Origin of the sequence: Candidatus Allofournierella excrementigallinarum (genome assembly GCF_944388085.1) — a bacterium.
GTDB classification, from domain to species: domain Bacteria; phylum Bacillota; class Clostridia; order Oscillospirales; family Ruminococcaceae; genus Allofournierella_A; species Allofournierella_A excrementigallinarum.
On the sequence record NZ_CALXHK010000010.1, the window covers coordinates 13,368 to 34,884 of the forward strand.

General features: G+C 64.2%; 17 protein-coding genes. 9 read left to right on the forward strand and 8 right to left on the reverse strand.

Going from position 1 to position 21,517, the window contains the following annotated elements; genetic code table 11:
* Positions 1 to 206 precede the first annotated feature (206 nt).
* Together ACH2AT_RS03180 and ACH2AT_RS03185 are read left to right on the forward strand one after the other, a co-directional pair.
* Positions 207 to 2,612, forward strand: coding sequence for a glycogen/starch/alpha-glucan phosphorylase (locus ACH2AT_RS03180; protein ID WP_394963555.1), 2,406 nt, complete (start codon positions 207 to 209; stop codon positions 2,610 to 2,612).
* A 93-nt stretch (positions 2,613 to 2,705) separates the two neighbouring features.
* Positions 2,706 to 4,547 carry a glycoside hydrolase family 13 protein gene (locus ACH2AT_RS03185; RefSeq protein ID WP_394963557.1) on the forward strand — a complete coding sequence of 614 codons (1,842 nt, stop codon included), beginning with the start codon at positions 2,706 to 2,708 and terminating at the stop codon, positions 4,545 to 4,547.
* 65 nt (positions 4,548 to 4,612) lie between these two features.
* Here the strand turns inward: ACH2AT_RS03185 and ACH2AT_RS03190 are convergent, their stop codons facing one another.
* Positions 4,613 to 6,205 (reverse strand): hypothetical protein, encoded by a 1,593-nt coding sequence (locus ACH2AT_RS03190; protein WP_394963559.1) that lies wholly within the window; start codon positions 6,203 to 6,205, stop codon positions 4,613 to 4,615.
* Positions 6,202 to 7,104 carry a helix-turn-helix domain-containing protein gene (locus ACH2AT_RS03195; RefSeq protein ID WP_394963561.1) on the reverse strand — a complete coding sequence of 301 codons (903 nt, stop codon included), beginning with the start codon at positions 7,102 to 7,104 and terminating at the stop codon, positions 6,202 to 6,204. Before ACH2AT_RS03195 ends, ACH2AT_RS03190 begins: the two co-directional genes overlap by 4 nt.
* A gap of 174 nt (positions 7,105 to 7,278) precedes the next feature.
* On the opposite strand from ACH2AT_RS03195, the gene ACH2AT_RS03200 reads away from it, so the two are divergent.
* Both ACH2AT_RS03200 and ACH2AT_RS03205 read left to right on the forward strand, forming a co-directional pair.
* Positions 7,279 to 8,667, forward strand: coding sequence for an MATE family efflux transporter (locus ACH2AT_RS03200; protein ID WP_394963562.1), 1,389 nt, complete (start codon positions 7,279 to 7,281; stop codon positions 8,665 to 8,667).
* Between the two features lie 52 nt (positions 8,668 to 8,719).
* Entirely contained in the window at positions 8,720 to 9,598 is an 879-nt protein-coding gene (locus tag ACH2AT_RS03205) for an NAD(P)-dependent oxidoreductase (RefSeq protein ID WP_394963563.1), read from the forward strand.
* An 84-nt stretch (positions 9,599 to 9,682) separates the two neighbouring features.
* Here ACH2AT_RS03205 and ACH2AT_RS03210 read toward each other — a convergent pair whose 3' ends face one another.
* The 4 genes from ACH2AT_RS03210 to ACH2AT_RS03225 form a co-directional block, all read right to left on the reverse strand.
* Positions 9,683 to 11,086, reverse strand: coding sequence for an ROK family protein (locus ACH2AT_RS03210; protein WP_394963565.1), 1,404 nt, complete (start codon positions 11,084 to 11,086; stop codon positions 9,683 to 9,685).
* Positions 11,087 to 11,317: 231 nt separating this feature from the next.
* A complete protein-coding gene (locus ACH2AT_RS03215) occupies positions 11,318 to 12,040 on the reverse strand; it encodes an amino acid ABC transporter ATP-binding protein (protein ID WP_394963567.1) in 723 nt (240 codons plus the stop codon).
* Complete coding sequence (locus ACH2AT_RS03220) at positions 12,027 to 12,761, reverse strand: amino acid ABC transporter permease (RefSeq protein ID WP_394963569.1); 735 nt, start codon at positions 12,759 to 12,761, stop codon at positions 12,027 to 12,029. Before ACH2AT_RS03220 ends, ACH2AT_RS03215 begins: the two co-directional genes overlap by 14 nt.
* Before the next feature lie 107 nt (positions 12,762 to 12,868).
* Entirely contained in the window at positions 12,869 to 13,720 is an 852-nt protein-coding gene (locus ACH2AT_RS03225; protein WP_394963571.1) for a transporter substrate-binding domain-containing protein, read from the reverse strand.
* Between the two features lie 408 nt (positions 13,721 to 14,128).
* Between ACH2AT_RS03225 and feoB the strand changes: the two genes are divergently transcribed.
* From feoB to ACH2AT_RS03245, 4 genes are all read left to right on the forward strand, one after another.
* Positions 14,129 to 16,465 carry a ferrous iron transport protein B gene (gene feoB / locus ACH2AT_RS03230; RefSeq protein ID WP_394963573.1) on the forward strand — a complete coding sequence of 779 codons (2,337 nt, stop codon included), beginning with the start codon at positions 14,129 to 14,131 and terminating at the stop codon, positions 16,463 to 16,465.
* Between the two features lie 24 nt (positions 16,466 to 16,489).
* Positions 16,490 to 16,648: a FeoB-associated Cys-rich membrane protein gene (locus ACH2AT_RS03235; RefSeq protein ID WP_394963575.1), complete on the forward strand. Its 159-nt coding sequence runs from the start codon at positions 16,490 to 16,492 to the stop codon at positions 16,646 to 16,648.
* Positions 16,649 to 16,871: 223 nt separating this feature from the next.
* On the forward strand, positions 16,872 to 17,954 hold the full coding sequence (gene serC / locus ACH2AT_RS03240; RefSeq protein WP_394963577.1) for a 3-phosphoserine/phosphohydroxythreonine transaminase: 1,083 nt from the start codon (positions 16,872 to 16,874) through the stop codon (positions 17,952 to 17,954).
* Between the two features lie 18 nt (positions 17,955 to 17,972).
* Positions 17,973 to 19,136, forward strand: coding sequence for a 3-phosphoglycerate dehydrogenase family protein (locus ACH2AT_RS03245; RefSeq protein ID WP_394963579.1), 1,164 nt, complete (start codon positions 17,973 to 17,975; stop codon positions 19,134 to 19,136).
* A 79-nt stretch (positions 19,137 to 19,215) separates the two neighbouring features.
* Here ACH2AT_RS03245 and ACH2AT_RS03250 read toward each other — a convergent pair whose 3' ends face one another.
* Positions 19,216 to 20,079 carry a patatin family protein gene (locus ACH2AT_RS03250; RefSeq protein WP_394963581.1) on the reverse strand — a complete coding sequence of 288 codons (864 nt, stop codon included), beginning with the start codon at positions 20,077 to 20,079 and terminating at the stop codon, positions 19,216 to 19,218.
* Between the two features lie 139 nt (positions 20,080 to 20,218).
* On the reverse strand, positions 20,219 to 21,037 hold the full coding sequence (locus ACH2AT_RS03255) for a hypothetical protein (protein ID WP_394963582.1): 819 nt from the start codon (positions 21,035 to 21,037) through the stop codon (positions 20,219 to 20,221).
* A gap of 165 nt (positions 21,038 to 21,202) precedes the next feature.
* Between ACH2AT_RS03255 and ACH2AT_RS03260 the strand changes: the two genes are divergently transcribed.
* Positions 21,203 to 21,457: an NAD(P)-dependent oxidoreductase gene (locus ACH2AT_RS03260; RefSeq protein ID WP_394963584.1), complete on the forward strand. Its 255-nt coding sequence runs from the start codon at positions 21,203 to 21,205 to the stop codon at positions 21,455 to 21,457.
* The last annotated feature ends 60 nt before the right edge of the window (positions 21,458 to 21,517 follow it).

The following is a 21,517-nucleotide window of genomic DNA, read 5'->3' on the forward strand; positions in this document are numbered from 1 at the left end:
GGCGCAGAAAAGCCCATTTTTGGAATTTCCGCCCCCTTTCGGCCCCGCGGTGGCGGATTTCGGTTCCCGGGAACGGATTTTTTCTTGAAACAGCCGGCAAAACTTGGTACAATAGAAAAGCATATGGACCGCTTTTCTCAAGGCCTGCGCCGCCCTTTCCCGGCGGCCGCGCCTTTTTGTCCAATACAAAACAAGGGGAGATACATTTGGCAAAGTATACGAAACGGGAATTTGACAAGCTGCTGAAAGACCGGCTGGCCAGCGAATACGGCACCACGCTGGACGTGGCCAGCAACCAGCAGATCTATCGTGTGCTGGCGCTCATCGCCCGGCGCATGATGAGCGACGGCCACAAGAAGTTCATCAGCCGCGCCTACGGCACCGGCGCAAAGCAGGTGTACTACCTGTGCATGGAGTTTTTGATGGGCCGCAGCCTGAAAAACAGCCTGTTCAGCCTGGGGCTGGCGGACGTGGCCGAGGCCGTTCTGGCGGACGCCGGCATCAAGCTGGAAAGCATCTACGACGAAGAGCCCGACGCGGGGCTTGGCAACGGCGGCCTGGGCCGCCTGGCCGCCTGCTATCTGGACGGCATGGCCACCACCGGCATCGCCGGCACCGGCTACTCCATCCTCTACGAATACGGCATCTTCAAGCAGAAGATCGTGGACGGCTGGCAGCAGGAGAAGGCCGACAACTGGCTGCCCGGCGGCCAGGTGTGGCTGAAGAGCCATCCCGACCAGAGCATCGAGGTCAAGTTCGACGGCGAGGTCGAGGAGAGCTGGCAGGGCAGCTTCCACCACGTCATCCACAAAAACTACTCCAGCGTCATCGCCGTGCCCAGCGACATGTACGTGCAGGGCTACGACGGGCGGGGCGTCGCCAAGCTGCGGCTGTGGCAGGCCAAGGCCCCCGATTTTGACATGAAGAGCTTCAACGCCGGCGAGTACGGCAACGCCATCCGCCAGAACGCCTCGGCGGAGCTCATCAGCAAGATCCTCTACCCCAACGACAACCACATGGAGGGCAAGATCCTGCGCCTGCGCCAGCAGTACTTTTTGTCCGCCGCCTCCATCGGCGACATCTGCCAGAACCACCTGGCCCAGTTCGGCAGCCTGGACACCCTGCCCGAGAAGGCGGCCATCCAGCTGAACGACACCCATCCCACCCTGGCCATCCCCGAGCTGATGCGCATTTTGCTGGACGAGTGCGGCTACGGCTGGGACAAAGCCTTCGACATCTGCCGGCGCACCTTCGCCTACACCAACCACACCGTGATGAGCGAGGCGCTGGAGAAGTGGAACATCGACATCTTCCGCACCACCCTGCCCCGCATCTTTACCATCGTGCAGGAGATGGACCGCCGCTGCCGGGCCGACTTTGAAAAAGCCTTCCCCGGCGATACGGGCAAAATCGACTACATGGCCATCCTGGGCGACGGCCAGGTGCGCATGGCCAACATCTGCTGCTATGTGTGCCACTCCATCAACGGCGTGTCCAAGCTGCACAGCGAGATCATCAAGGACAGCGTCTTCCACGACTACTACCTCTACAAGCCCCAGGCCTTCAAGAACGTCACCAACGGCATTGCTTACCGCCGCTGGCTGCTGGCGGGCAACCCGGCGCTGACCAAACTGCTGTGCGACGTGATCGGCCCCGGCTTCAAGCACGACGCTTCCCAGCTGAGCCGCCTGGCCGCCTTCAAGAACGACAGGAAGGTGCTGGCCGCCCTGGACGAGGTGAAGAAGGCCAACAAGGCGGAATTTGCCGCCCATCTGAAAAAGGCCACCGGCCAGGTCATCGACCCGGGCTCCATCTTCGACTGCCAGGTCAAGCGGATGCACGAGTACAAGCGCCAGCACCTGAACGCGCTGAACATCGCCGCCCAGTACCTGTATCTGAAAGCCAATCCCAATGCCGACGTGACCCCCAAGACCTACATCTTCGGCGCCAAGGCGGCCCCCGGCTATTACATGGCCAAACAGATGATCCGCCTGATCTGCAAGCTGGGCGAATACATCGACGCCGACCCCGCCGTGCGGGACATCCTGAAGGTGGTCTATCTGGAGGACTACAACGTCACCACCAGCGAGCGGCTGATGCCCGCCAGCGAGGTGAGCGAGCAGATCAGCCTTGCGGGCACCGAGGCTTCCGGCACCGGCAACATGAAGTTCATGCTGAACGGCGCCATCACCCTGGGCACCCTGGACGGCGCCAACGTGGAGATCGCCGACGCCGCCGGCATGGACAACGAGGTCATCTTCGGCATGCGCACCGAGGAAGTGAACGCCCTCAAGGCCATGGGCTATCATCCCAGCATGTTCGCCAACCGGGACGAGGTCACCCTGGAAGTGCTGAACTTCCTGGAGAAGGGCTGGAACGGCGAGGACTTCCACGAGATCGTGAACAACCTGCGCAATGTGGACCCCTACATGGTGCTGGCGGACTTTGCCGATTACCGCCGCGCTCACACGGACCTTGCGAAGCTCTACGCCGACCGCACCCGCTGGAACCAGATGAGCCTTGCCAACATCGCGGGCAGCGGCGTGTTCAGCGCCGACCGGTCGGTCACCGATTACGCCAACAACATCTGGGGCGCCAGCCCGGTGAAATGAATCCCGCGCCCCCGGCCCATTGCGCCCGGGGGCATTTTTTGAAGCGCGGCCTGGACCTGCCGCCAATTTCTCTTGCCAGAGGAGCGATCTTGCTTGGACCATCTGTTCAACAGCCTTGACAGCGCCTACAAGACCCCCCGCGGGGCGGTGAGGGCGGGCGAACCGCTGCGCCTGGCGCTGACCATCCCCGAACACTACGGCTTTGTGGAGCCGCGGCTGGTGCTTGCCAAGGACGGCGGCGCCCCCGTGGAATACCGCATGGGTTTCAAGGGCTGCGTGGAGGGGGTGAACCACTTCCGCCTGGACCTGACGCTGGACGAAACGGGGCTTTATTTCTATTACTTCGACCTCTATTCCGACTTCCGCAAGCTCTACCGGGGCGAGCTGGGCGAGGCGGTGCTCAGCTGGACGGCGGGCGCCTGCTGGCAGCTCACCGTTTATGAGGCGGGCTTTTCCACCCCGAAGGCCCTGCGGGGCGGGGTGATGTATCAAATCTTCCCCGACCGCTTTTTCGAGGGCAGGCCCCACCCGGTGATGCCCTTTGCCGACCGGGTCTACCGGGCCAACAAGCAGGGCGAGCCCTACTTCTGGCCCAACGAGCAGGGCGGCCAGCTGAACCTGGACTACTTCGGCGGCGACTTTGAGGGCATCCGCAAAAAGCTTGGCTACCTGCAGCAGCTGGGGGTCACCTGGATCTACCTCAACCCCATCTTCGAGGCCCACGCGAACCACCGCTACAACACCGCCGACTATCTGAACGCCGACCCTCTGCTGGGCACCAACGAGGAGTTTGCCCGCCTGTGCCGGGAGGCCAGAAAGCGGGGCATCCGCATCATCCTGGACGGCGTGTTCAGCCACACCGGGTCGGACAGCCTCTATTTCAACCGGGAGGGCCGCTACGGCCAGGGCGGGGCTTACCACGACCCGAACAGCCCCTACCGCAGCTGGTACGACTTCGACAAAAAATACCCCTGCGGCTACCGCAGCTGGTGGGGCTTCGACACCCTGCCCGAAGTGCGGGAGAACGACCCCGCCTACCGGCAGTTCATCTGCGGCAGGGGCGGCGTCATCGACACCTGGCTTTCCCGCGGGGCCAGCGGCTTCCGGCTGGACGTGGCGGACGAACTGCCCGACAGCTTCATCGAGGACATCCGCAGGGCGGTGAAGGCCCACGGGCCGGACTGCTACCTGCTGGGCGAGGTGTGGGAGGACGCCACCACCAAAGAGGCCTACGGCGTGCGCCGCACCTACCTTTTGGGCAAGGGGCTGGACGGGGTGATGAACTACCCCTTCCGCAACGCCATCCTGGGCTTTCTGCGGGGCGGCAGCGCCCTCTCCTGCGCCGAACAGCTGGCCGCCATCTGCGAGCACTACCCCGCCCCGGCGCTGCACGCGCTGATGAACCACCTGGGCACCCACGACACCGAGCGCGTCCTCACCGCCCTGGAAGACGAGCCCGCCGAAGGGCGGGACCGCTACTGGCAGAGCGGGCGGCGGCTGCCCCGGCCCAGGTACGACCACGGCATCCGGCTGGTGCGGCTGGCCTACGCCATGCTGTTCACCCTGCCGGGGGTGCCCTGCATCTACTACGGCGACGAGGTGGGCATGCAGGGCTACCGGGACCCCTTCAACCGGGCCTATTACGACTGGGACTCCACCGAGAACCGGATCAAGCCCCTGCTGCGCCAGCTGGCGAAGCTGCGCAAGGAGTGCGACGCCTTCTGGGAGGGAGGCTTCCGGGTGACGCGGGCGGACGGCGGCCTTTTGCAGTACCGCCGCAACGGCCCCGCCGAGACCGCCGAGATCGTGGTCAACCGCACCCCCCGGCTGCTGGCCACCCGGGCCCTGGGCAAGGTGACCGAAGTGAACCCCTTCAGCTTCACCGTGGTGGTGGAGGACACGGCAAAACTGGCCGCAGCCGAAACCGCCCTGTGAGCCGCGCTTTGCAAACGCAAAGGGCGGCCCGCCGGATGTCTCTCCGGCGGGCCGCCCTGTTATTTTTATTCCTGCCGCTGATACAGCAGATAGCGCACGGTATAGTAGGTCGTCCGGTTGAGCTGGCGCTCCTGCCCTTCGCCCACCCGCGCATAGCCGTGCTGTTCCAGCAGCGGCTCCCACCGTGCCAGGCTGGCCTCGTATTCGTCCTCATAGCTGCCGCAGACGATAAACTCGGTGTCAAAGGCGGGCTCGCCGTAAAATTCCTGCTGGATCTGCTCCACCGGCAGGTTGAAGCTGCCAATGTAGGGGCTGGCCTGCAAAAGGTCCGCCGCCATGCCAAACCCCCGGTCCAGCACGCCCCACATCTCGTAGCTTGCGTCCGGCACGCTGCGCATCACCTGGGCGAACTGGTACTGCACCGCATCCTCCCGCCTTTGGCCAAAGGCCTGCCGGTTGGGGGCGTGCCACCAGGCAAAGCCCACCCCGGCGGCCAGCGCCGCCGCGGCCAGGGCCGCCCACAGCCGGCGGCCGGCGCGCCCGTCGCCCGCCAGCTTGTCCCCCACGGCCCGCACCGCCGCCAGCAGCGGCACAAAACCGAAGGGCACGAACAGCGCCAGCGCCAGGGCGTAGTAGATGGGGACGTTGTTGGGCGTGCCGTAGATGGCCGCCGTCACCGCCAGAAAGCCCAGCGGCAGCAGCAACCGCTGCAGCCAGAAGGCCGCGTCCCGCTTTTCGCCCCGGGCGCGGGGGGCGAAGGTGAACCAGAGCAGCCCCAGCGCCACGAACACGCCGAACACCCAGTTGAGGCGCAGGTCGGAACAGGTGTTGCGCCACATGTTGGCCAGTATCTGAGCCGGGGCGGCGTCGGCTGAGTCGGAATAGAGAAAGAGATTGCAGTAAAAATAGTTATACAGCATCTCATCCAGCGCGCCGCCTGCCCAAAAGTAGAAAAGCCAGGGCAGGCTCATGGCCGCAAGGCCCAGCACGCCGCCGGCAAAAGCGCGGCAAAGGCCCTTCCAGTCCCGGCGGGCAAGGCCCCAGGCCAGCAGCACCGCGGCCACCGCCGCGAAGGGGGCGCAGAGGTTATACTTGATCCAGAACGCCCCGCCGCACAGAAGGCCCAAGGCGAGGCCCAGCCGGAGGGTAAGCGGGCGGCGCAGGCGCAGCGTCTCCAGCCCCAGCACCATCCCGCCCAGCAAAAGGGGCAGGCAAAGCTCCTCGGCGCTGTCCCCTTTTTGGAAGGCGATGGTGGAATAGCTCACCGCCAGCACCAGCGCGGGGGCCAGCGCAGCCGCCCGGCCCGCGCCGCACAGAAGGAACAGCCGCCGGGCAAAGTGCAAAAACAGCGCCGCCGCGGCGATCTCGATGAGCCAGACGCCCAGAAAGCCGTCCGCCTCGACCCAGTTGGCGATGCAGTGCAGCAAAAACAGCAGCGGGCCCTTCTGGTCCACCGCGTCCACATAGAGCATCCGCCCCTGGGCCATGGCCTTGCCCATCAGGAAAAAACACTGGGCGTCCGACCAGTTGTTCACGGCATAGAAGGGGGAGCTGCGGCTGACCACGGCCAGCACGCCCGCCGCGGGCAGCACGAGCCAGAGCGCAGAAAACCGGCGCAGCGCGCCGGCTTTCCCTTCCGCCTTCCCGGCGGGATTCATTCCTCACCTCTGCCCCGGCGGGCCAGCACCTTCACGCTGCTGGCGTACTCCGAGGGGGTCATGCCGGTGACCTTTTTGAAGTGGCGGGAGAAGTAGTGGATGGAATTGTAGCCCAAAAGGGCGGCGATCTCGGTGAAGTTGTGGCTGCCCTGGCGGATCATCTCCTTGGCCTTCTGGATCTTCAGGTTGCCAAAGTACTCCATGGCGCCGCCGCCGGTCTTTTCCCGGAAGACCTTTTGCAGGTAGCTGCGGCCCACCAGGTTGTCGCGGCAGATGTCGCTTAAGGTCAGCCGGCGCTGGATGTTGGCTTCCAGATACTGCTGCACCCGGGCCAGAAACTCGTTCTGGCTGCGCTCGCGGATGAGGCTGGTGGGGCGGCTTTGGGGGGTCTCGTCCCCCCGGCGCACAAGGCACAGCAGCATATACTCCAGCGACACGCCGATGATCTGCTCGCAGCCGAAGGGCGCGCCCTCCCGCCGGATGAGGTGGGGGGTGAGGGGGTCGTCCAGCGGGGTGGAGAAGGCCGCGCCGGCCATCTCCACAATGCGGGCCAGCAGCACCCGCTCGTTGTCGCTCACGTTCACCACCCGGCGGCGGAAAAAGTCCATGGCGGGGCCGCCGCACTCAAAGGAGATGATGACGATGTTGGGCGCGCCGTCGCCGGTGGCCCGCACGTTGTGGAATTCGCCCGGCTGATGGAAGATCATCTGCCCCTTTTTCAGCAGCTTCTCCTCGTCGCCGGCGGTGACATACACCTCGCCCTTGTCGGCGTAGACCAGCTCCCAGAAATCATGGCTTTCACCCACAAAGGCGTAATCCGGCCCATACTCAAAGTAATGCACCGAATAGATGCGGTCGATGGCCAGCGGGCGCTCCAGTTCAAGCGGCGTGTATCCCATGCCCTGCCTCCTTTTTCCCTGCGGGGGCGGAAATTGCATATTCTTCCATTAGTATACCGCATTCCGGCTGATTGTGCAAACTTTTTTACAAAAAATACACCTTGCCCGGGGGCTGTTCAAGCCGGCCCCGCCGTGTTATACTGGAAACCAGCAACAGATCTGTGAGGGGTTTTTATGCTGCAAACACTGCAAGCCCGGTTTTTCACCGACTGGGGTTTTTACCGGCGGGTGCTGGCCATCACCCTGCCCATCGCCATCCAGAACGTCATCAGCCTGGGCGTAAATATGATGGACATCATCATGCTGGGCCAGCTGGGCGACACGGCCATCGCCGCCGCCAACCTGGGCGGCCAGCTGTTCATCCTTCTCAACGTCACCGGTTTCGGCCTTGCCAGCGGCGCGGCGGTGCTCATCGCCCAGTACTGGGGCAGGCGGGACATGCCGCGCATCCGGCAGGTCTTCGCCCTCAGCCTGCGCTTTGCCCTGGGCGCGGCGGCGCTGTTCACCGTGCTGGGGCGGCTGTTCCCGGTGCAGATCATGCACATCTTCGCCGCCGACGCCGGCGTGATCCGGGAGGGGGCCGCCTACCTGGAATGGCTGTCGTTGAGTTTCATCTTCTACAGCTTCTCCAACTGCTACATCATGTGCCTGCGGGCGGTGGAGCAGGTGAAGGTGAGCATCGCCGTTTATTCCAGCAGCTTTTTCGTGAACGTGTTCTTTAACTACTGCTTCATCTTCGGCAAGCTGGGCGCGCCGGAGCTGGGGGTGCGGGGCGCGGCCCTGGGCACCATCATGGCCCGCCTGTTCGAGTGCGGGGCGGTGCTGGCGTACATGTGCTTCGTCGAGCGCACGGTTCGTTTCACCCCAAGATGGCTGCTGCGCTTTCGCAGCGGGCTGTTCGGCGACTATGTGCGCAACAGCGTGCCGGTGGTGAGCAACGAGCTGCTGTGGGCGCTGGGCACGGCGGTGACCAACCTGACCATCGGCCATATGGGCCCCAGCTTCACCAGCGCGGTGAGCATCGTGAACGTGGTGAACAACCTGGTGAGCGTGTTCATCTTCGGCATGGCCAACGCCACCGCCGTGGTGGTGGGCAAGACCATCGGCGAAGGGCGCCTGGCGGACGCCCGCCGGGCCGCCAACAGCACGGTGGCGGTGAGCGTTGTGCTCAGCCTTGCCGCCTCGGCGCTGCTGCTGGCGGGCCAGCGCCCCGTCATGAGCCTTTACAACGTGAGCCGGCAGGCCCACGACACCGCCCTCATCCTGATGACCATTCTGGCGGCCATCCAGCCCTTCCAGGCGGTGGGCACCGTGATGGTGGTGGGGGTGCTGCGGGGCGGCGGCGACGTGCGCACCAACCTCATTCTGGACAGCGGCCTGCTCTGGATGCTGGCCATCCCTCTGGGCCTTCTGGGCGGCTTTGTGTTCCACTGGTCCGCGCCGGTGGTGTTCTTCTGCCTGCGGTGTGACAACATCGTCAAGAGCATCTTGGGTTTCATCCGCCTTTGCAGCGGCCGCTGGGTGCGTGTGGTCACCCGCGCCGACGCGGTGCAGGAGGCGTAAGATCTTGCCCATAAAATTCCGGCATCCCCGGATGAGATAAGGAGTGTTGAAGATGGAAAAGCAGAAAGTCGCATGGATCGGCGCCGGCGTGATGGGCGCGTCCCAGGCCGGGCATCTGGTGAAGGCCGGCTGGGAAGTGAAGGCCTACGGCCGCCACTACGAGAAGGTGGCCGCCAAGGCGCCCGAGTTCGGCTTCATCCCCTGCCGCACCATCGCCGAGGCGGTGGCGGACGCGGCCTTCGTGTTCGTGATGGTGGGTTACCCCGCCGACGTGGAAGAGGTGTTCTGCAGCGAGGGCGGCATCCTGGCCTCGGCCCGCCCCGGCGCCGTGGCGGTGGACATGACCACCTCCAGCCCCACCCTGGCCCAAAAGCTCTATGCCCTGGGCAAAGAGAAGGGCATCGCCGTGCTGGACGCGCCGGTCTCCGGCGGCGACAAGGGCGCGCGGGAGGCCACCCTGTCCATCATGGTGGGCGGCGACGAGGCCGCCTTTGAGAAGGCCCTGCCCTTCTTCAGCGCCATGGGCAAAAGCGTGCTGCTGATGGGCCCCGCGGGTTTCGGCCAGCACACCAAGGCCGCCAACCAGATCGCCGTGGCGGGCGCCACCGCCGCCTACACCGAGGCCATCCACTACGCCGAGAAGGCCGGCCTGGACCCTGAGAAGATGCTGGCGGCCATCGGCGGCGGCGCGGCGGGCAGCTGGCAGATCGCCAACATGGCCCCCCGCGCTTTGGCGGGCGACTTCGCCCCCGGCTTTTTTGTGAAACACTTCATCAAGGACATGAAGATCATCTGCGAAGAGGCTTCCGCCCGGGGCGAGAGCCTGCCCATGGTGGAGAGCGTGCTCAAGGTGTATGAGGAGTTCGCCGCCGCCGGCGGTGAAAACGAGGGCACCCAGGCGCTCATTGATTTTTACAGAAAGAATAAGTAATAAGTATATTTCCAATTTGTATTTTCTTGGAGGCAGAAAAGCCCCGGGCCGCAGGGCCCGGGGCTTTTTGCGCAACGCGGGGGCTTATTTCACTTCCGGCAGGCTGGCGGCGGCGGCGCTCTGGCCCACGCGGCGGGTCATCTCGTCGGGGGCTTCGGGGCGGAAGGCCACATCGGGGTACTCCTCGTCCATCACACGGGCCGCCTCGGCCAGGATGATGTCGCCGCCCTTGCCGCTCATCACGCGGCCCATCATCTGCACGTGATGGATGTCGTAGAACTGGGCATAGAGGCCCATGGTGTGGCCCAGATACACGCCGATGCTGCGGTAGACCGCGGCGGCGCGGCCGTCGCCGGCGGCCATCCGCTCCTGCACCGCCTTCAGGCGCTTTGCGGGGGGTTCGGTCTCGTCCAGCTCGATGCCGGCGCGAGGGGCCAGCTTGTTCACGCCGTCCTGGCTGAAGTACTTCACGCCGCAGCCGATGTCGCCGCTCCACTCGTCCTCCATGGCGCCGGGCTGGCCGTCCACGGGGGCGAAGGCCAGCTCGTTCAGCCAGCCGCAGATGTTGCCCTCGCCGTCCACATAGCCCACGGCCTCGCTGGTGCCCATGGCGATGCCCATGATGCCGTTTTCGCCCAGGCCCATGGCGCCCGCCAGCGCGGACACGTCGCCGTCGTTGGCCACCACCACGGGGATCTCGTAGCCCAGCATGCGGGAAAGGTCCTCAGCCACGCGGGTGTAGATGTTCTTGACCTTCTTTTCGAAGTCGGACTTGTTCACCTTGAGGAACAGGCTGGCCACCATGCACTTGTTGTCGATGTAGACGCCGGCGGAGGAAACGCCGATGCCGTCCACCTTGCGCCCTTTTTCCATGATCTTGGCGGCCGCGGTGGCGCAGGCGGCCAGGATGCCCAGATAGTGATAGTCGGGGTTGGGGTTGACCTTGGGGTACCAGACCACCTCTTCGCTGTAGATGGTCTCGCCGTCGATGACGGCGCTCACCTTGCGGTCGGAGCCGCCGGCGTCAAAGCCGATGCGGGCGCCGTTCGTGTGGCGGCCCACGCTCTCCGATTTCTGGAAGGCGGTGGGGCGGCTTTCATAGGGCAGGCTGATCACCTGGAACTCCCGCTCGTAGACGTTCTCCATAAAGTCCTTGTCGAAGGCGCGGGAGCCGGTGGCGGTGTAGGCCTTCTGGATCTGGCGGGCCAGGGCGTCGTCGCCGCAGATATACACCTTGAAGCCGCCCCAGCTCCACAAGAGGAACTTGACCATGCGATCCACATAGTAAGCGTCGGCCTCGGCCATCTCGGGGGTGCCGCAGACCTTGCACTCCCAGGTGCCGATCTGCCCGCCGGAGCGCTCCACCGCGATGCACAGGGGCTTTTGGGCAACCATCTGGTGGTGCTTGAAAAACAGGCCCAGGGGAACAAAGCCCTGATCCAGCTCGGGCAGGTTCTTCACCGGGATCTCAACGTTCAGAAACTTCATTTGCGCGTCCTTCCTTTCAGCGTTTGGGCCCCTTTGGCCGGGGCGGTGTTCTTTGGCTTCATTGTAGCACGCGCTTTGCGCCTTTGTCTTGTGTGGGTCAGCCGCCGTGTTTGCACTTTCTGCTTTGGCCCGGCGCAGCGTGTGCAGATTTGCCAAATTTCTTTGCCCAAATTGCACAAAGGCGCGGGGCGGCAGAACGCCGCCCCGCGCCGGGGTCTGCGTGATAAAACCTTAAAGCACTTTGGAAAGGAAGTCCTTGAGGCGGGGGTTCTTGGGGTTCGAGAAGAACTCTTCGGGGGGTTCGTCCTCCTGCACCTTGCCCTCGTTGATGAACACCACCCGGTTGGCCACCTCGCGGGCAAAGCCCATCTCGTGGGTGACCACCACCATGGTCATGCCGCTGGCCGCCAGCTCCTTCATCAGCTGCAGCACCTCGCCCACCATCTCGGGGTCAAGGGCGCTGGTGGGCTCGTCGAAGAGCAGCACTTCCGGGTCCATGGCCAGCGCCCGCACGATGGCGATGCGCTGCTTCTGGCCGCCGGAAAGGGTGCTGGGATAGGCGTCCGCCTTGTCCGCCAGGCCGATGCGCTCCAGCAGCTGCACGGCCCGTTCGTCAGCCTCGGCCTGGGTCTTGAGCTTCTGCAGCACCGGGGCCAGGGTGATGTTCTGCTTCACCGTCAGGTGGGGGAACAGGTTGAAATGCTGGAACACCATGCCCATCTTGCGCCGCAGGGCGTTGATGTCGGTGCCCTTGCCGTTCACCAGCTGGCCGTCGAACCAGACTTCGCCCCCCTCGGGCACCTCCAGCAGGTTGAGGCAGCGCAGAAAGGTGGACTTGCCGCAGCCGGAGGGCCCCACCAGCACCACCTTGTCTCCCCTGTTCACGGTGATGTCCAGCCCGTCCAGCACCGGTACATCGCCGAATTTTTTGCAAAGGCCTTTAACCTCGATCACTCTGCGCCAGCCTCCTTTCGATGACCTTGCCCACCTTTTCCAGCAGCATCACCATGATCAGGTAGATGGCCGCCACCGCCAAAAGGGGCGGGAACGCGTCCCAGGTCTGGCTGCGGATCTGGTCGCCGCCGCGGGTGAGGTCGCCCAGGGCGATGTAGCCCGCCACGGCGGTCTCCTTGAGCAGGGCGATGAACTCGTTGATGAGGGTGGGCAGGATGTTCTTCACCGCCTGGGGCATGATGACGCGCAGCATCACCTGGCCGTAGGAAAGGCCCAGGCTGCGCCCGGCCTCCATCTGCCCCGGGTCGACGCTCATGATGCCGCTGCGGAAAATTTCCGCCACGTAGGCGCCGGAGTTGATGCCGAAGGCGATGATGGCCACCATCAGCTTCTGGTCCGGTTTCGCCGTGGCGAACACCACGAACCACATGATGAGCAGCTGCACCACCACAGGGGTGCCGCGGATGACCGTGAGGTAGACCTTGCAGACAAGGTTCAGCAGCCTCAGGCCGATGCCGGGCCGGTCCGCCTTGTCGTGGGTGACCCGCATCACCGCAACCATCGCGCCCAGGGCGATGCCGATGATCAGCGCGCCGATGGTGATGATGATGGTGTTCTGCAGGCCGTCGGTGAGATACTTCCAGCGGTCCTTCGCGATGAAATTCAGATAAATGTGTTTCTGCCAGAACTCGCTGGCCGTGATGGACTGCAACAGGCCCATGGCTTCCTTCCTCTCCGTATAAGAACAGGGGCCGGGAAAGCCGGCCCCCGTTCTGCCGCACACTTGTGCGTTTCATTATACACCAAAAACCCTCTGGCCGCCAGCCCTTATTTCAGCACCAGAACGGACTGGATGCCGGTGCAGTAGCTGTTGGTGAAGTCCACGTTCACCAGGCGCTCCTCGGTGACGGTCATGCCCGCGGCGCCGAAGTCGGCCTTGCCGCTGTTGATGGCGGGGATGATGGAAGCGAACTCCATGTCCTCGATCACCAGTTCATAGCCCAGGTAGTCACAGATGGCCTTGGCGAACTCGGCGTCGATGCCCACGATCTCATCGCCCTCGTAGTACTCATAGGGGGGGAAGTAGGCGTTGGTGGCCATGGTCAGGGTGCCGTTGGGATACTCGGTGCCCTCCGGGGTCACATAGCCCTCGGCGCCCTCCACGCCGTTGATGTACTTGTCCAGGATGGCGTCCAGGGTGCCGTTCTCCTGGATGGCGGCAATGGCCTCGTTGAACTGGGCGGTCAGCTCGCTGCCCTTGTTCAGCGCGATGGCGTAGTCCTCCACAGCGAAGTCCTCATCCAGCATGGTGATGTCGTCGTTCTGCTCCACAAACACCTTGCCGGGCTCATTGTCGATGATGACCGCGTCCACCTTGCCCTGCTTGAGAGCCAGCACCGCGTCGTTGAACTTGTTGTACTGCTCAACAGTGGCGCCCTCCACGTCCTGGGCGTAGATGTCGCCGGTGGTGCCCAGCTGCACGCCGATGTTCTTGCCGGTCAGATCGTCCACGCTGAAGATGTACTGCTTCGACTCGGCGGCCGCGCTGGCGGAAGCCGGGGTGGAAGCGGAGGTGGCGGTGCTGCCGGAAGCGGGCTCGCTGGCGGGGGGGGTGGAGCCGCAGGCGGCGAGGCTCAGGGCCAGAACGCCGGCCAGAACCGCGGAGATCAGTTTTTTCATATGGATACACTCCTCTTTGCGCCCCCGCTGCGGGGGTGTTGTTTTTTGGCTCCCCGTCCTGTGGTGGGGAAAACCTTGGAATCAGTATACCGCATATTTATGCTTTGTCAATGAATTTTTATGAATTTCTCAGCTTTTTGTCGCTTTGAACAAAATCACGCTTTTGGGGGCGGGTCCTCTCGTTCGCATTGCCATATATCCTGTTTCGCGCGGCTTCGAAGGGGTTCGAAAGCGGTCCGGCGGCGGCGCAGGCCGCGCCTGTCAGTGAATATATATGCATAAAAATGCATGATTCAGTCATTCCCGGGCGGGGCGGCGGGCCCGCGCCTTGACTTTTGCGTTTTCGGATGCTATAGTTGTGCGCGTTGGAAGATGCTGATTCTTATATGTAAAGGAGGTGCCGCAGCAATGACGCTGGACAGGCTGCCGCTGGGCAAAGCCGCCACCATCGAGGCGGTGAGCGGCGAAGGCGCGCTGCGCCGTCATTTTCTGAACATGGGCCTGACGCCGGGCACCCGGGTGACCCTGCGCAAGACCGCCCCCATGGGGGACCCCATCGAACTGGAGCTGCGGGGCTACGAACTGACCCTGCGGCTGGAGGACGCAAGGAACATCGAGATCGGAGAGCCGGGCGAGCCGGGCCAGGCGCCCGCCGCCCCCAGGGCGGCCATCCCGCCCATCCCCCACCCCGGCCACGGCGAGAAAAAGCGCACGGCGCTGGCGGCGGACACGCCGCTGGTGTTCGCGCTGGCGGGCAACCAGAACTGCGGCAAGACCACCCTGTTCAACCAGCTCACCGGCGCAAACCAGCACGTGGGCAACTTCCCCGGCGTGACGGTGGACCGCAAGGACGGCCAGATCCGCAAGCACCCCCAGGCCACGGTGGTGGATCTGCCGGGCATCTATTCCCTCTCGCCCTACACCAGCGAGGAGATCGTGACGCGGGATTTTCTGGTGAACAACAAGCCGGACGGCATCATCAACATCGTGGACGCCACCAACATCGAGCGCAACCTCTATTTGACCTTGCAGCTCATCGAGCTGGGCATCCCCATGGTGCTGGCCCTGAACATGATGGACGAGATGCGCTCCAACGGCAACACGGTGCATGTGAACCACCTGGAGCAGGCGTTGGGCATCCCGGTCATCCCCATCTCGGCGGCCAAGAACGAGGGCATCGACGAGCTCATCGAGCACGCCATGCAGGTGGCGCTGAACCGGGAAAAGCCCCAGCGGCTGGATTTCTGCTTTGGCGCGGTGCACCGGTGCATCCACGCCATCTGCCACCTCATCGAGGACCACGCCCAGCGGGCCGGGGTGCCGGTGCGCTTTGCCGCCACCAAGCTGGTGGAGGGCGACGCGCCCATGCTGGAGAAGATGGACCTCTCGGAAAACGAGAAGGACATGATGGAGCACGCCATCACCGAGATGGAGGGCGAAGTGGGCACCGACCGGGAGGCGGCGCTGGCGGACATGCGCTACGGCTTCATCGGGCAGGTGTGCGCCGAGTCGGTGGTGCGCCGGGGCGAGAGCCGCGAGCACGCCCGCAGTGTGAAGATCGACAGCATCCTCACCCACCGGGTGCTGGCCATCCCCATCTTCCTTGCCATCATGGGGGTGGTGTTCTGGCTCACCTTCGGCCTCATCGGCCAGGCCTTGAGCGACCTTTTGGGCCTGGGTCTGGACCAGCTCACCGCCCTGGCGGACAAGGGCCTCTCCGCCTACGGCATCAACCCGGTGGTGCACAGCCTGGTCATCGACGGCATCTTTGCCGGCGTGGGCAGCGTGCTCACCTTCCTGCCCATCATCGTGACCCTGTTCTTCTTCCTCTCCATCCTGGAGGACTCGGGCTATATGGCCCGGGTGGCCTTCGTGATGGATAAGCTTTTGCGCAAGATCGGCCTTTCCGGCCGCAGCTTCGTGCCCATGCTCATCGGCTTCGGGTGCAGTGTGCCCGCCATCATGGCCACCCGCACCCTGTCCAGCGAGCGGGACCGGCGGATGACCATCCTGCTGACCCCCTTCATGAGCTGCTCGGCCAAGCTGCCCATCTACGCCATGTTCACCGCCGCCTTCTTCACCAGCCACAAGGCGCTGGTGATGATCGGCCTGTATGTGATGGGCATGGTCATCGGCGTTGTCTACGGCCTCATCCTGAAGGCGGTGGCCTTCAAGGGCGAGCCGGTGCCTTTTGTGATGGAGCTGCCCAACTACCGGCTGCCCAGCGCGGGCAGCGTTGCCCGCCTGATGTGGGAAAAGGCCAAGGACTTTTTGGTGCGGGCCTTCACCGTCATCTTTGTGGCCAGCCTGCTCATCTGGTTTTTGCAGACCTTCGACACCCGGCTCAACGTGGTCACCGACTCGGCGGACAGCCTGCTGGCGGCCCTGGGCGGCCTGCTGGCTCCCCTTTTCGCCCCCCTGGGCTTCGGCGACTGGCGGGTGTCCACCGCGCTCATCACCGGCTTTTCCGCCAAGGAGGCGGTGGTCAGCACCCTGGCGGTGCTCACCGGCTCCAGCCTGACGAGCCTGCCGCAGGCGCTGGGGGGCATGTTCACCCCCCTCACCGCCTTCGTGTTCCTCACCTTCACCCTGCTCTACACCCCCTGCGTGGCGGCCATCGCCGCCGTGAGGCGGGAGATGGGCAGCGCAAAGGCCGCGGCGGGCGTGGCGCTGGCCCAGTGCGCCATCGCCTGGGGCGCGGCCTTCCTGGTGCGGTGCATCGGCCTGGCTTTGGGCCTGGGCTGAATTCTTTCAAAGGAGTCTTGCTGTATGGGTCTTGGAGACATCCTCATCCTTGCCGCGGTGGCGGCCGCCTTCATCGGGGCGCTGGTCTTCATCTTCAAAAACGGGGGCTTTTCGGCAGGCTGCGGCGGCGACTGCGCCCACTGCGCCTCCCGGTGCACCCACGCCGACGACGAGGAAAAATAAACCGGCGTTTGCCCGCCGGGGACGGAACTGCCCGTCCCCGGTTTTTTTGCCGTGTTTTGTCCACGAATCAAAGACATTTGTGTTTTTTGTGCGTCCACAATGGAAAACCGCCCGCTTTTTTGTGAATCTTTGCGCTGGCGCGCCCTTTGGTTTTGTACTATACTAAAGTTACCGCAGTCTCCCTGCCGGGGGATGCGGCATCTTTCTATTGGAGGGAAACGAAATGGCAAGAGTGTACAATTTCAGCGCAGGCCCGTCCATGATGTTTGAGCAGGTGCTCAAGACCGCCCAGTCAGAGCTGATGGAATACGGCTTTAGCGGGCAGTCCGTGATGGAGATGAGCCATCGCAGCAGTACCTTCGACGCCATTATCAAGGACACCGAGGCCCGGCTGCGGCGGGTGCTGTCCATCCCGGACAATTACAAGGTGGGCTTCATCCAGGGCGGCGCCTCCACCCAGTTCGACATGGTGCCCCTGAACCTGATGACCACCGGCCAGGCGGACTATCTGGTCACCGGCAACTTCTCGAACCGCGCGGCCAAGGAGGCGGCCAAGTTCGGCAAGGTGAACATCGTTGCCAACACCAAGGACATCAACTACACCGCCATCCCCGATGTGGACGCCATTGAATACACCCCCGGCGCAAGCTACGTGCACATCTGCGAGAACAACACCATCTTCGGCACCCGGTTCACAAAGCTGCCCTGGGTGGAGGGGGTGCCGCTGGTGGCGGACATGAGCAGCTGCATCCTCAGCCGCCCCACCGATGTGAGCAGATACGGCCTCATTTACTTCGGCGTGCAGAAGAACGTGGCCCCGGCGGGCATGGCCATCGCCATCGTGCGCCAGGACCTGCTGGGCAAGGCGGCGGAAAACGTGCCCAGCATGCTGAACTACCAGACTCTCATCGAGGCGGGCAGCATGTACAACACGCCCCCCTGCTGGTGCATCTACATGACCGGCCTCACCCTCAAATACATCGAGGAGGAGATCGGCGGCCTCGAGGAGATGGAAAAGCGCAACAACGCCAAGGCGAAGGTGCTCTACGACTATCTCGACAGCCAGGAATTCTTCAGGAACCCGGTGAACAAACCGGACCGCAGCATCATGAACGTCACCTTCACCAGCCCCGACGCGGACACCGACAAGCTCTTCTGCGCCAAGGCCGCCGAGGCGGGCTTTGTGAACCTGAAGGGCCACCGGCTGGTGGGCGGCATGCGCGCCTCCATCTACAACGCCATGCCCGCCGAGGGCGTGGCCAAGCTGGTGCAGTTCATGGAGGACTTTGTGAAACAGTACGGCTGAAAAAGGAGAATGGCTTTTATGTATACCATCAAGACACTGAACAACATCGCCCCCGCAGGGCTGGCGAAGCTGGGCCCGGCCCAGTTCAAAGTGGATAACGAGGCCGGCGCGCCCCAGGGCATCCTGGTGCGCAGCGCCAAGATGCACGAGATGGAACTGCCCGAAAGCCTGCTGGCCATTGGCCGCGCGGGCGCGGGCGTGAACAACATCCCGGTGGAAAAATGCAGCGAGGCGGGCGTGGTGGTGTTCAACACCCCCGGCGCCAACGCCGGCGGCGTGGCCGAGCTGACCATCGGCGGCCTGGTGCTGGCCAGCCGCAACCTGCTGCCCGCCATGGAGTGGGCCCAGGGCCTTGCCGGCGAGGGCGACGCGGTGGCGGCCCTGGTGGAAAAAGGCAAGAGCCAGTTCGTGGGCCCGGAGCTTGCGGGCAAAAAGCTGGGCGTGGTGGGCCTTGGCGCCATCGGCGTGAAGGTGGCCAACGCGGCGGTGCATCTGGGCATGGAGGTCTACGGCTATGACCCCTATATCTCGGTGCAGGCGGCCTGGAATCTGAGCCGCGGTGTGCGCCACAGCGTAAGCCTGACCGAGCTGGTGGCCCAGTGCGACTACATCACCCTGCATCTGCCCGCCAACGCCCAGACCAAGGGCTTCATGAATGCCGGCGTATTCCGCGCCTGCAAGCCGGGGCTGCGGCTGTTGAACTTTGCCCGCGGCGAGCTGGTGAACAACGCCGACCTGCTGGCAGCCCTGGCCGAGGGCCAGCTGGCCGCCTACGTCACCGACTTCCCCGCCGCCGAGCTGCTGGGGGTGCCGGGCGTCACCTGCATCCCCCATCTGGGCGCTTCCACCCCCGAGAGCGAGGAGAACTGCGCCGTGATGGCCGCCAGCCAGCTGGCGGACTACCTGCTGAACGGCAACATCGTGAACAGCGTGAACATGCCGGAAGTGGTGCAGGCAAGGGCCGCGGGCAGGCGGGTGTGCGTCATCCACAAGAACGAGCCCGGCCTCATCAGCGCCATCACCGCAGTCATCACCGAGAGCCGGCTGAACATCGAGAACATGGTGAACAAGAGCAAAAAAGAAATGGCCTACACCATGCTGGACGTGACCGGCGGCATGGACGCCGCCCTGGCCGATCAGCTGGCCGCCATCCCCTCGGTCATCCGGGTGCGGGTGCTGTGAGATAATTTCTTCTTTCCTCCCCATAGCGCAGGCAAAAGCGCCCCCGGGCCGAAGGGCCCGGGGGCGCTGCGTTTCGTTTTTATTCCAGGCCCAAAAACGCCTTCATGGCGGGCAGGGCCGCCCCGGCGGCGGCGCGGCCCCGGCGGTAGAGGGCGTCCAGCTTTTCCACGCTGCGCTCGGCGCGGCTCACCGTCACCGGGCCGTCGGGGCGGATGACAAAGATCTCGCCCGCCTCTTCCAGCCGGTCGATCTCGTCCATCCGCCGGTTGTAGCGCTCGGGACCGGACAGGCAGGCCTCCAGAAGCTCCGGGTGCGCGCCGTAGCGCCGGCGGTAGAGCCGGCGCACCACCCGGTGCTGGCCGCCCTTGCGAAAGCCCGCCTGCCGCGTGAGCACCAGCACCGTTTTGCCGCAGGGCACCGGCAGCTCGGCGGGCAGGGGCACCGGGTCGGCCACGCCGCCGTCCAGGCACACGTCCCGCCCCACCTTGACCATCCGGCCCATCAGGGGCAGGCTGGCAGAGGCGCGCACCGCGTCCATGAAGTCCAGCCCTGGCTGGTTTTTCTCAAAGAACACCGCCCCGCCGGTGCGGCAGTCGGTGGCCACTGCCCACAGCTTTTGGGGTGAGGAATAGAGGGTGTCGAAGTCCAGGGGATTGAGGGTCTCGCTCACCTCGCCCAGCAGAAAGTCGAAATTGAAATAGCTGAAATCCTTGATGAGGTGGCTCGCGCCCATGTACCGGGGGTCATTCACATAGTCCAGATTCACCGCCCGGCTGCGCCCCGGCTGGTGAGACACATAGTTCACGCCGTTGAGCGCCCCGGCGGAAACCCCCGCCACCTGGGGGAAATACAGGTCGTTCTCCATGAACACATCCAGCACGCCCGAGGTGAACAGGCCCCGCATGGCGCCCCCTTCCAGGATGAGGGTGGTGTTCTGTTCCATTTCCTTCACGCTCCTTTTGGTCGCTTTCTGTCACTGTTCCTATTATACTCCCCCGGCGGCGCCGCGTCACAAAACAATTTGTAAAGTTTTTGAGACGAAAAAAGGGCCGCGCTGAAAAGCGCGGCCCGGAAGGGGCGGCTCAGGCCGGGATGTCGGTGCCGAAGCGGAAGAACACGGTGGTGTCCGCCGCGACGCTTTCATCGTTCAGCAGGTCCATGGCGTAATACTCGCTCTCGTCGATCTCCTCGTTGTAGGTGGAGAGGTCATAGCTCACCTTGTCGGTGGCGCAGTAGACCAGGCCGTCGTAAGCCTTGGGCACCTCGAAGGTGATGGTCTGATCGCAGAAGCGGAACACCTCCACACCGTCCGGAGACTCCCAGTGCCAGCGCACGTCCTTGCTGTAATACAGATCGTAGGAGACGCCGTCCACCTCCACGGTGGTGGTGTAATCGTAGGTCGTGTCGTCGGTGGTGCTGCGGGTGGGCAGCGCGCGGCCGGTGTACAGGTCATAGAACCCGCTGTGGTAGCTCAGGTTTTCGTCCAGGCCGCCCTGCTCGTTGTATTCAAAGCCGGAGCAGGTGACCGATACATACAGAATGACCTTTTTGTAACCCTCCTTTTCGCTGTCGGCCACCACCGCATGGGCCGTGCCCTTGGCGGAAACCGGGCGCTGGATGGTGCTGTCCTCCATGTCGTAGGCGATCGCGTGCACCTCGAAGTTCGAGGGCTCGTCCAGCACAGGGATGCCGTTGGCGTCAAAATAGCTCTCCCCCGTCGGGGCGGGCACGCTTACGGGCGCGCTTTCCGGCTGGGAAGCGGACGCCGGCTGAGACGCGCTTTCCGGCTGGGACACGCTGGCCGGCTGAGACACGGACTGGGACGCGGACGCGGGCTCGCCGCAGCCCGCGAGGGAAAGGGCCATCGCCGCAGCGAGGGCCAGTGCCATAGCTTGTTTCATCTTTAAAAAGCCTCCTCACTTTGCGCCGGGGCGAGGCGTCCCGGTGGGTTCTACCATCACCGTTATACCACCGGACGTCGAAAAATGCAAGGTGCAAAAGAAAAAGGCCGCGCGTTCTGCGCGGCCCGGCGAAAGCGGCTGCCCGTTCAGCGGTAATAACGGCCGATGGCCTTGTCCAGGTCCAGCACGGCCTGCTGGGCGCCCCGGCCCACCTTCTTCGCCATCTTCTTCACCCTGCATCTGCCCGCCAACGCCCAGACCAAGGGCTTCATGAACGCGGGGGTGTTCCGGGCCTGCAAGCCGGGGCTGCGCCTGTTGAATTTCGCCCGCGGCGAGCTGGTGAACAACGCCGACCTGCTGGCAGCCCTGGCCGATCAGCTGGCCGCCATCCCCTCGGTCATCCGGGTGCGGGTTCTGTGATGCAACTTCTTCTTTTCTTCCCATCGCGCAGGCAAAAGCGCCCCCGGGCCGAAGGGCCCG

Excerpts from the sequence above, each read along its gene's own strand:
- ACH2AT_RS03190 (WP_394963559.1), bottom strand. The coding sequence starts at position 6,205 with ATGAATCCCGCCGGGAAGGCGGAAGGGAAAGCCGGCGCGCTGCGCCGG.
- ACH2AT_RS03195 (WP_394963561.1), bottom strand. The coding sequence starts at position 7,104 with ATGGGATACACGCCGCTTGAACTGGAGCGCCCGCTGGCCATCGACCGC.
- ACH2AT_RS03200 (WP_394963562.1), top strand. The coding sequence starts at position 7,279 with ATGCTGCAAACACTGCAAGCCCGGTTTTTCACCGACTGGGGTTTTTAC.
- ACH2AT_RS03205 (WP_394963563.1), top strand. The coding sequence starts at position 8,720 with ATGGAAAAGCAGAAAGTCGCATGGATCGGCGCCGGCGTGATGGGCGCG.
- ACH2AT_RS03210 (WP_394963565.1), bottom strand. The coding sequence starts at position 11,086 with ATGAAGTTTCTGAACGTTGAGATCCCGGTGAAGAACCTGCCCGAGCTG.
- ACH2AT_RS03220 (WP_394963569.1), bottom strand. The coding sequence starts at position 12,761 with ATGGGCCTGTTGCAGTCCATCACGGCCAGCGAGTTCTGGCAGAAACAC.
- ACH2AT_RS03225 (WP_394963571.1), bottom strand. The coding sequence starts at position 13,720 with ATGAAAAAACTGATCTCCGCGGTTCTGGCCGGCGTTCTGGCCCTGAGC.
- feoB (WP_394963573.1), top strand. The coding sequence starts at position 14,129 with ATGACGCTGGACAGGCTGCCGCTGGGCAAAGCCGCCACCATCGAGGCG.
- ACH2AT_RS03235 (WP_394963575.1), top strand. The coding sequence starts at position 16,490 with ATGGGTCTTGGAGACATCCTCATCCTTGCCGCGGTGGCGGCCGCCTTC.
- serC (WP_394963577.1), top strand. The coding sequence starts at position 16,872 with ATGGCAAGAGTGTACAATTTCAGCGCAGGCCCGTCCATGATGTTTGAG.
- ACH2AT_RS03245 (WP_394963579.1), top strand. The coding sequence starts at position 17,973 with ATGTATACCATCAAGACACTGAACAACATCGCCCCCGCAGGGCTGGCG.
- ACH2AT_RS03250 (WP_394963581.1), bottom strand. The coding sequence starts at position 20,079 with ATGGAACAGAACACCACCCTCATCCTGGAAGGGGGCGCCATGCGGGGC.
- ACH2AT_RS03255 (WP_394963582.1), bottom strand. The coding sequence starts at position 21,037 with ATGAAACAAGCTATGGCACTGGCCCTCGCTGCGGCGATGGCCCTTTCC.
- ACH2AT_RS03260 (WP_394963584.1), top strand. The coding sequence starts at position 21,203 with ATGGCCTTGTCCAGGTCCAGCACGGCCTGCTGGGCGCCCCGGCCCACC.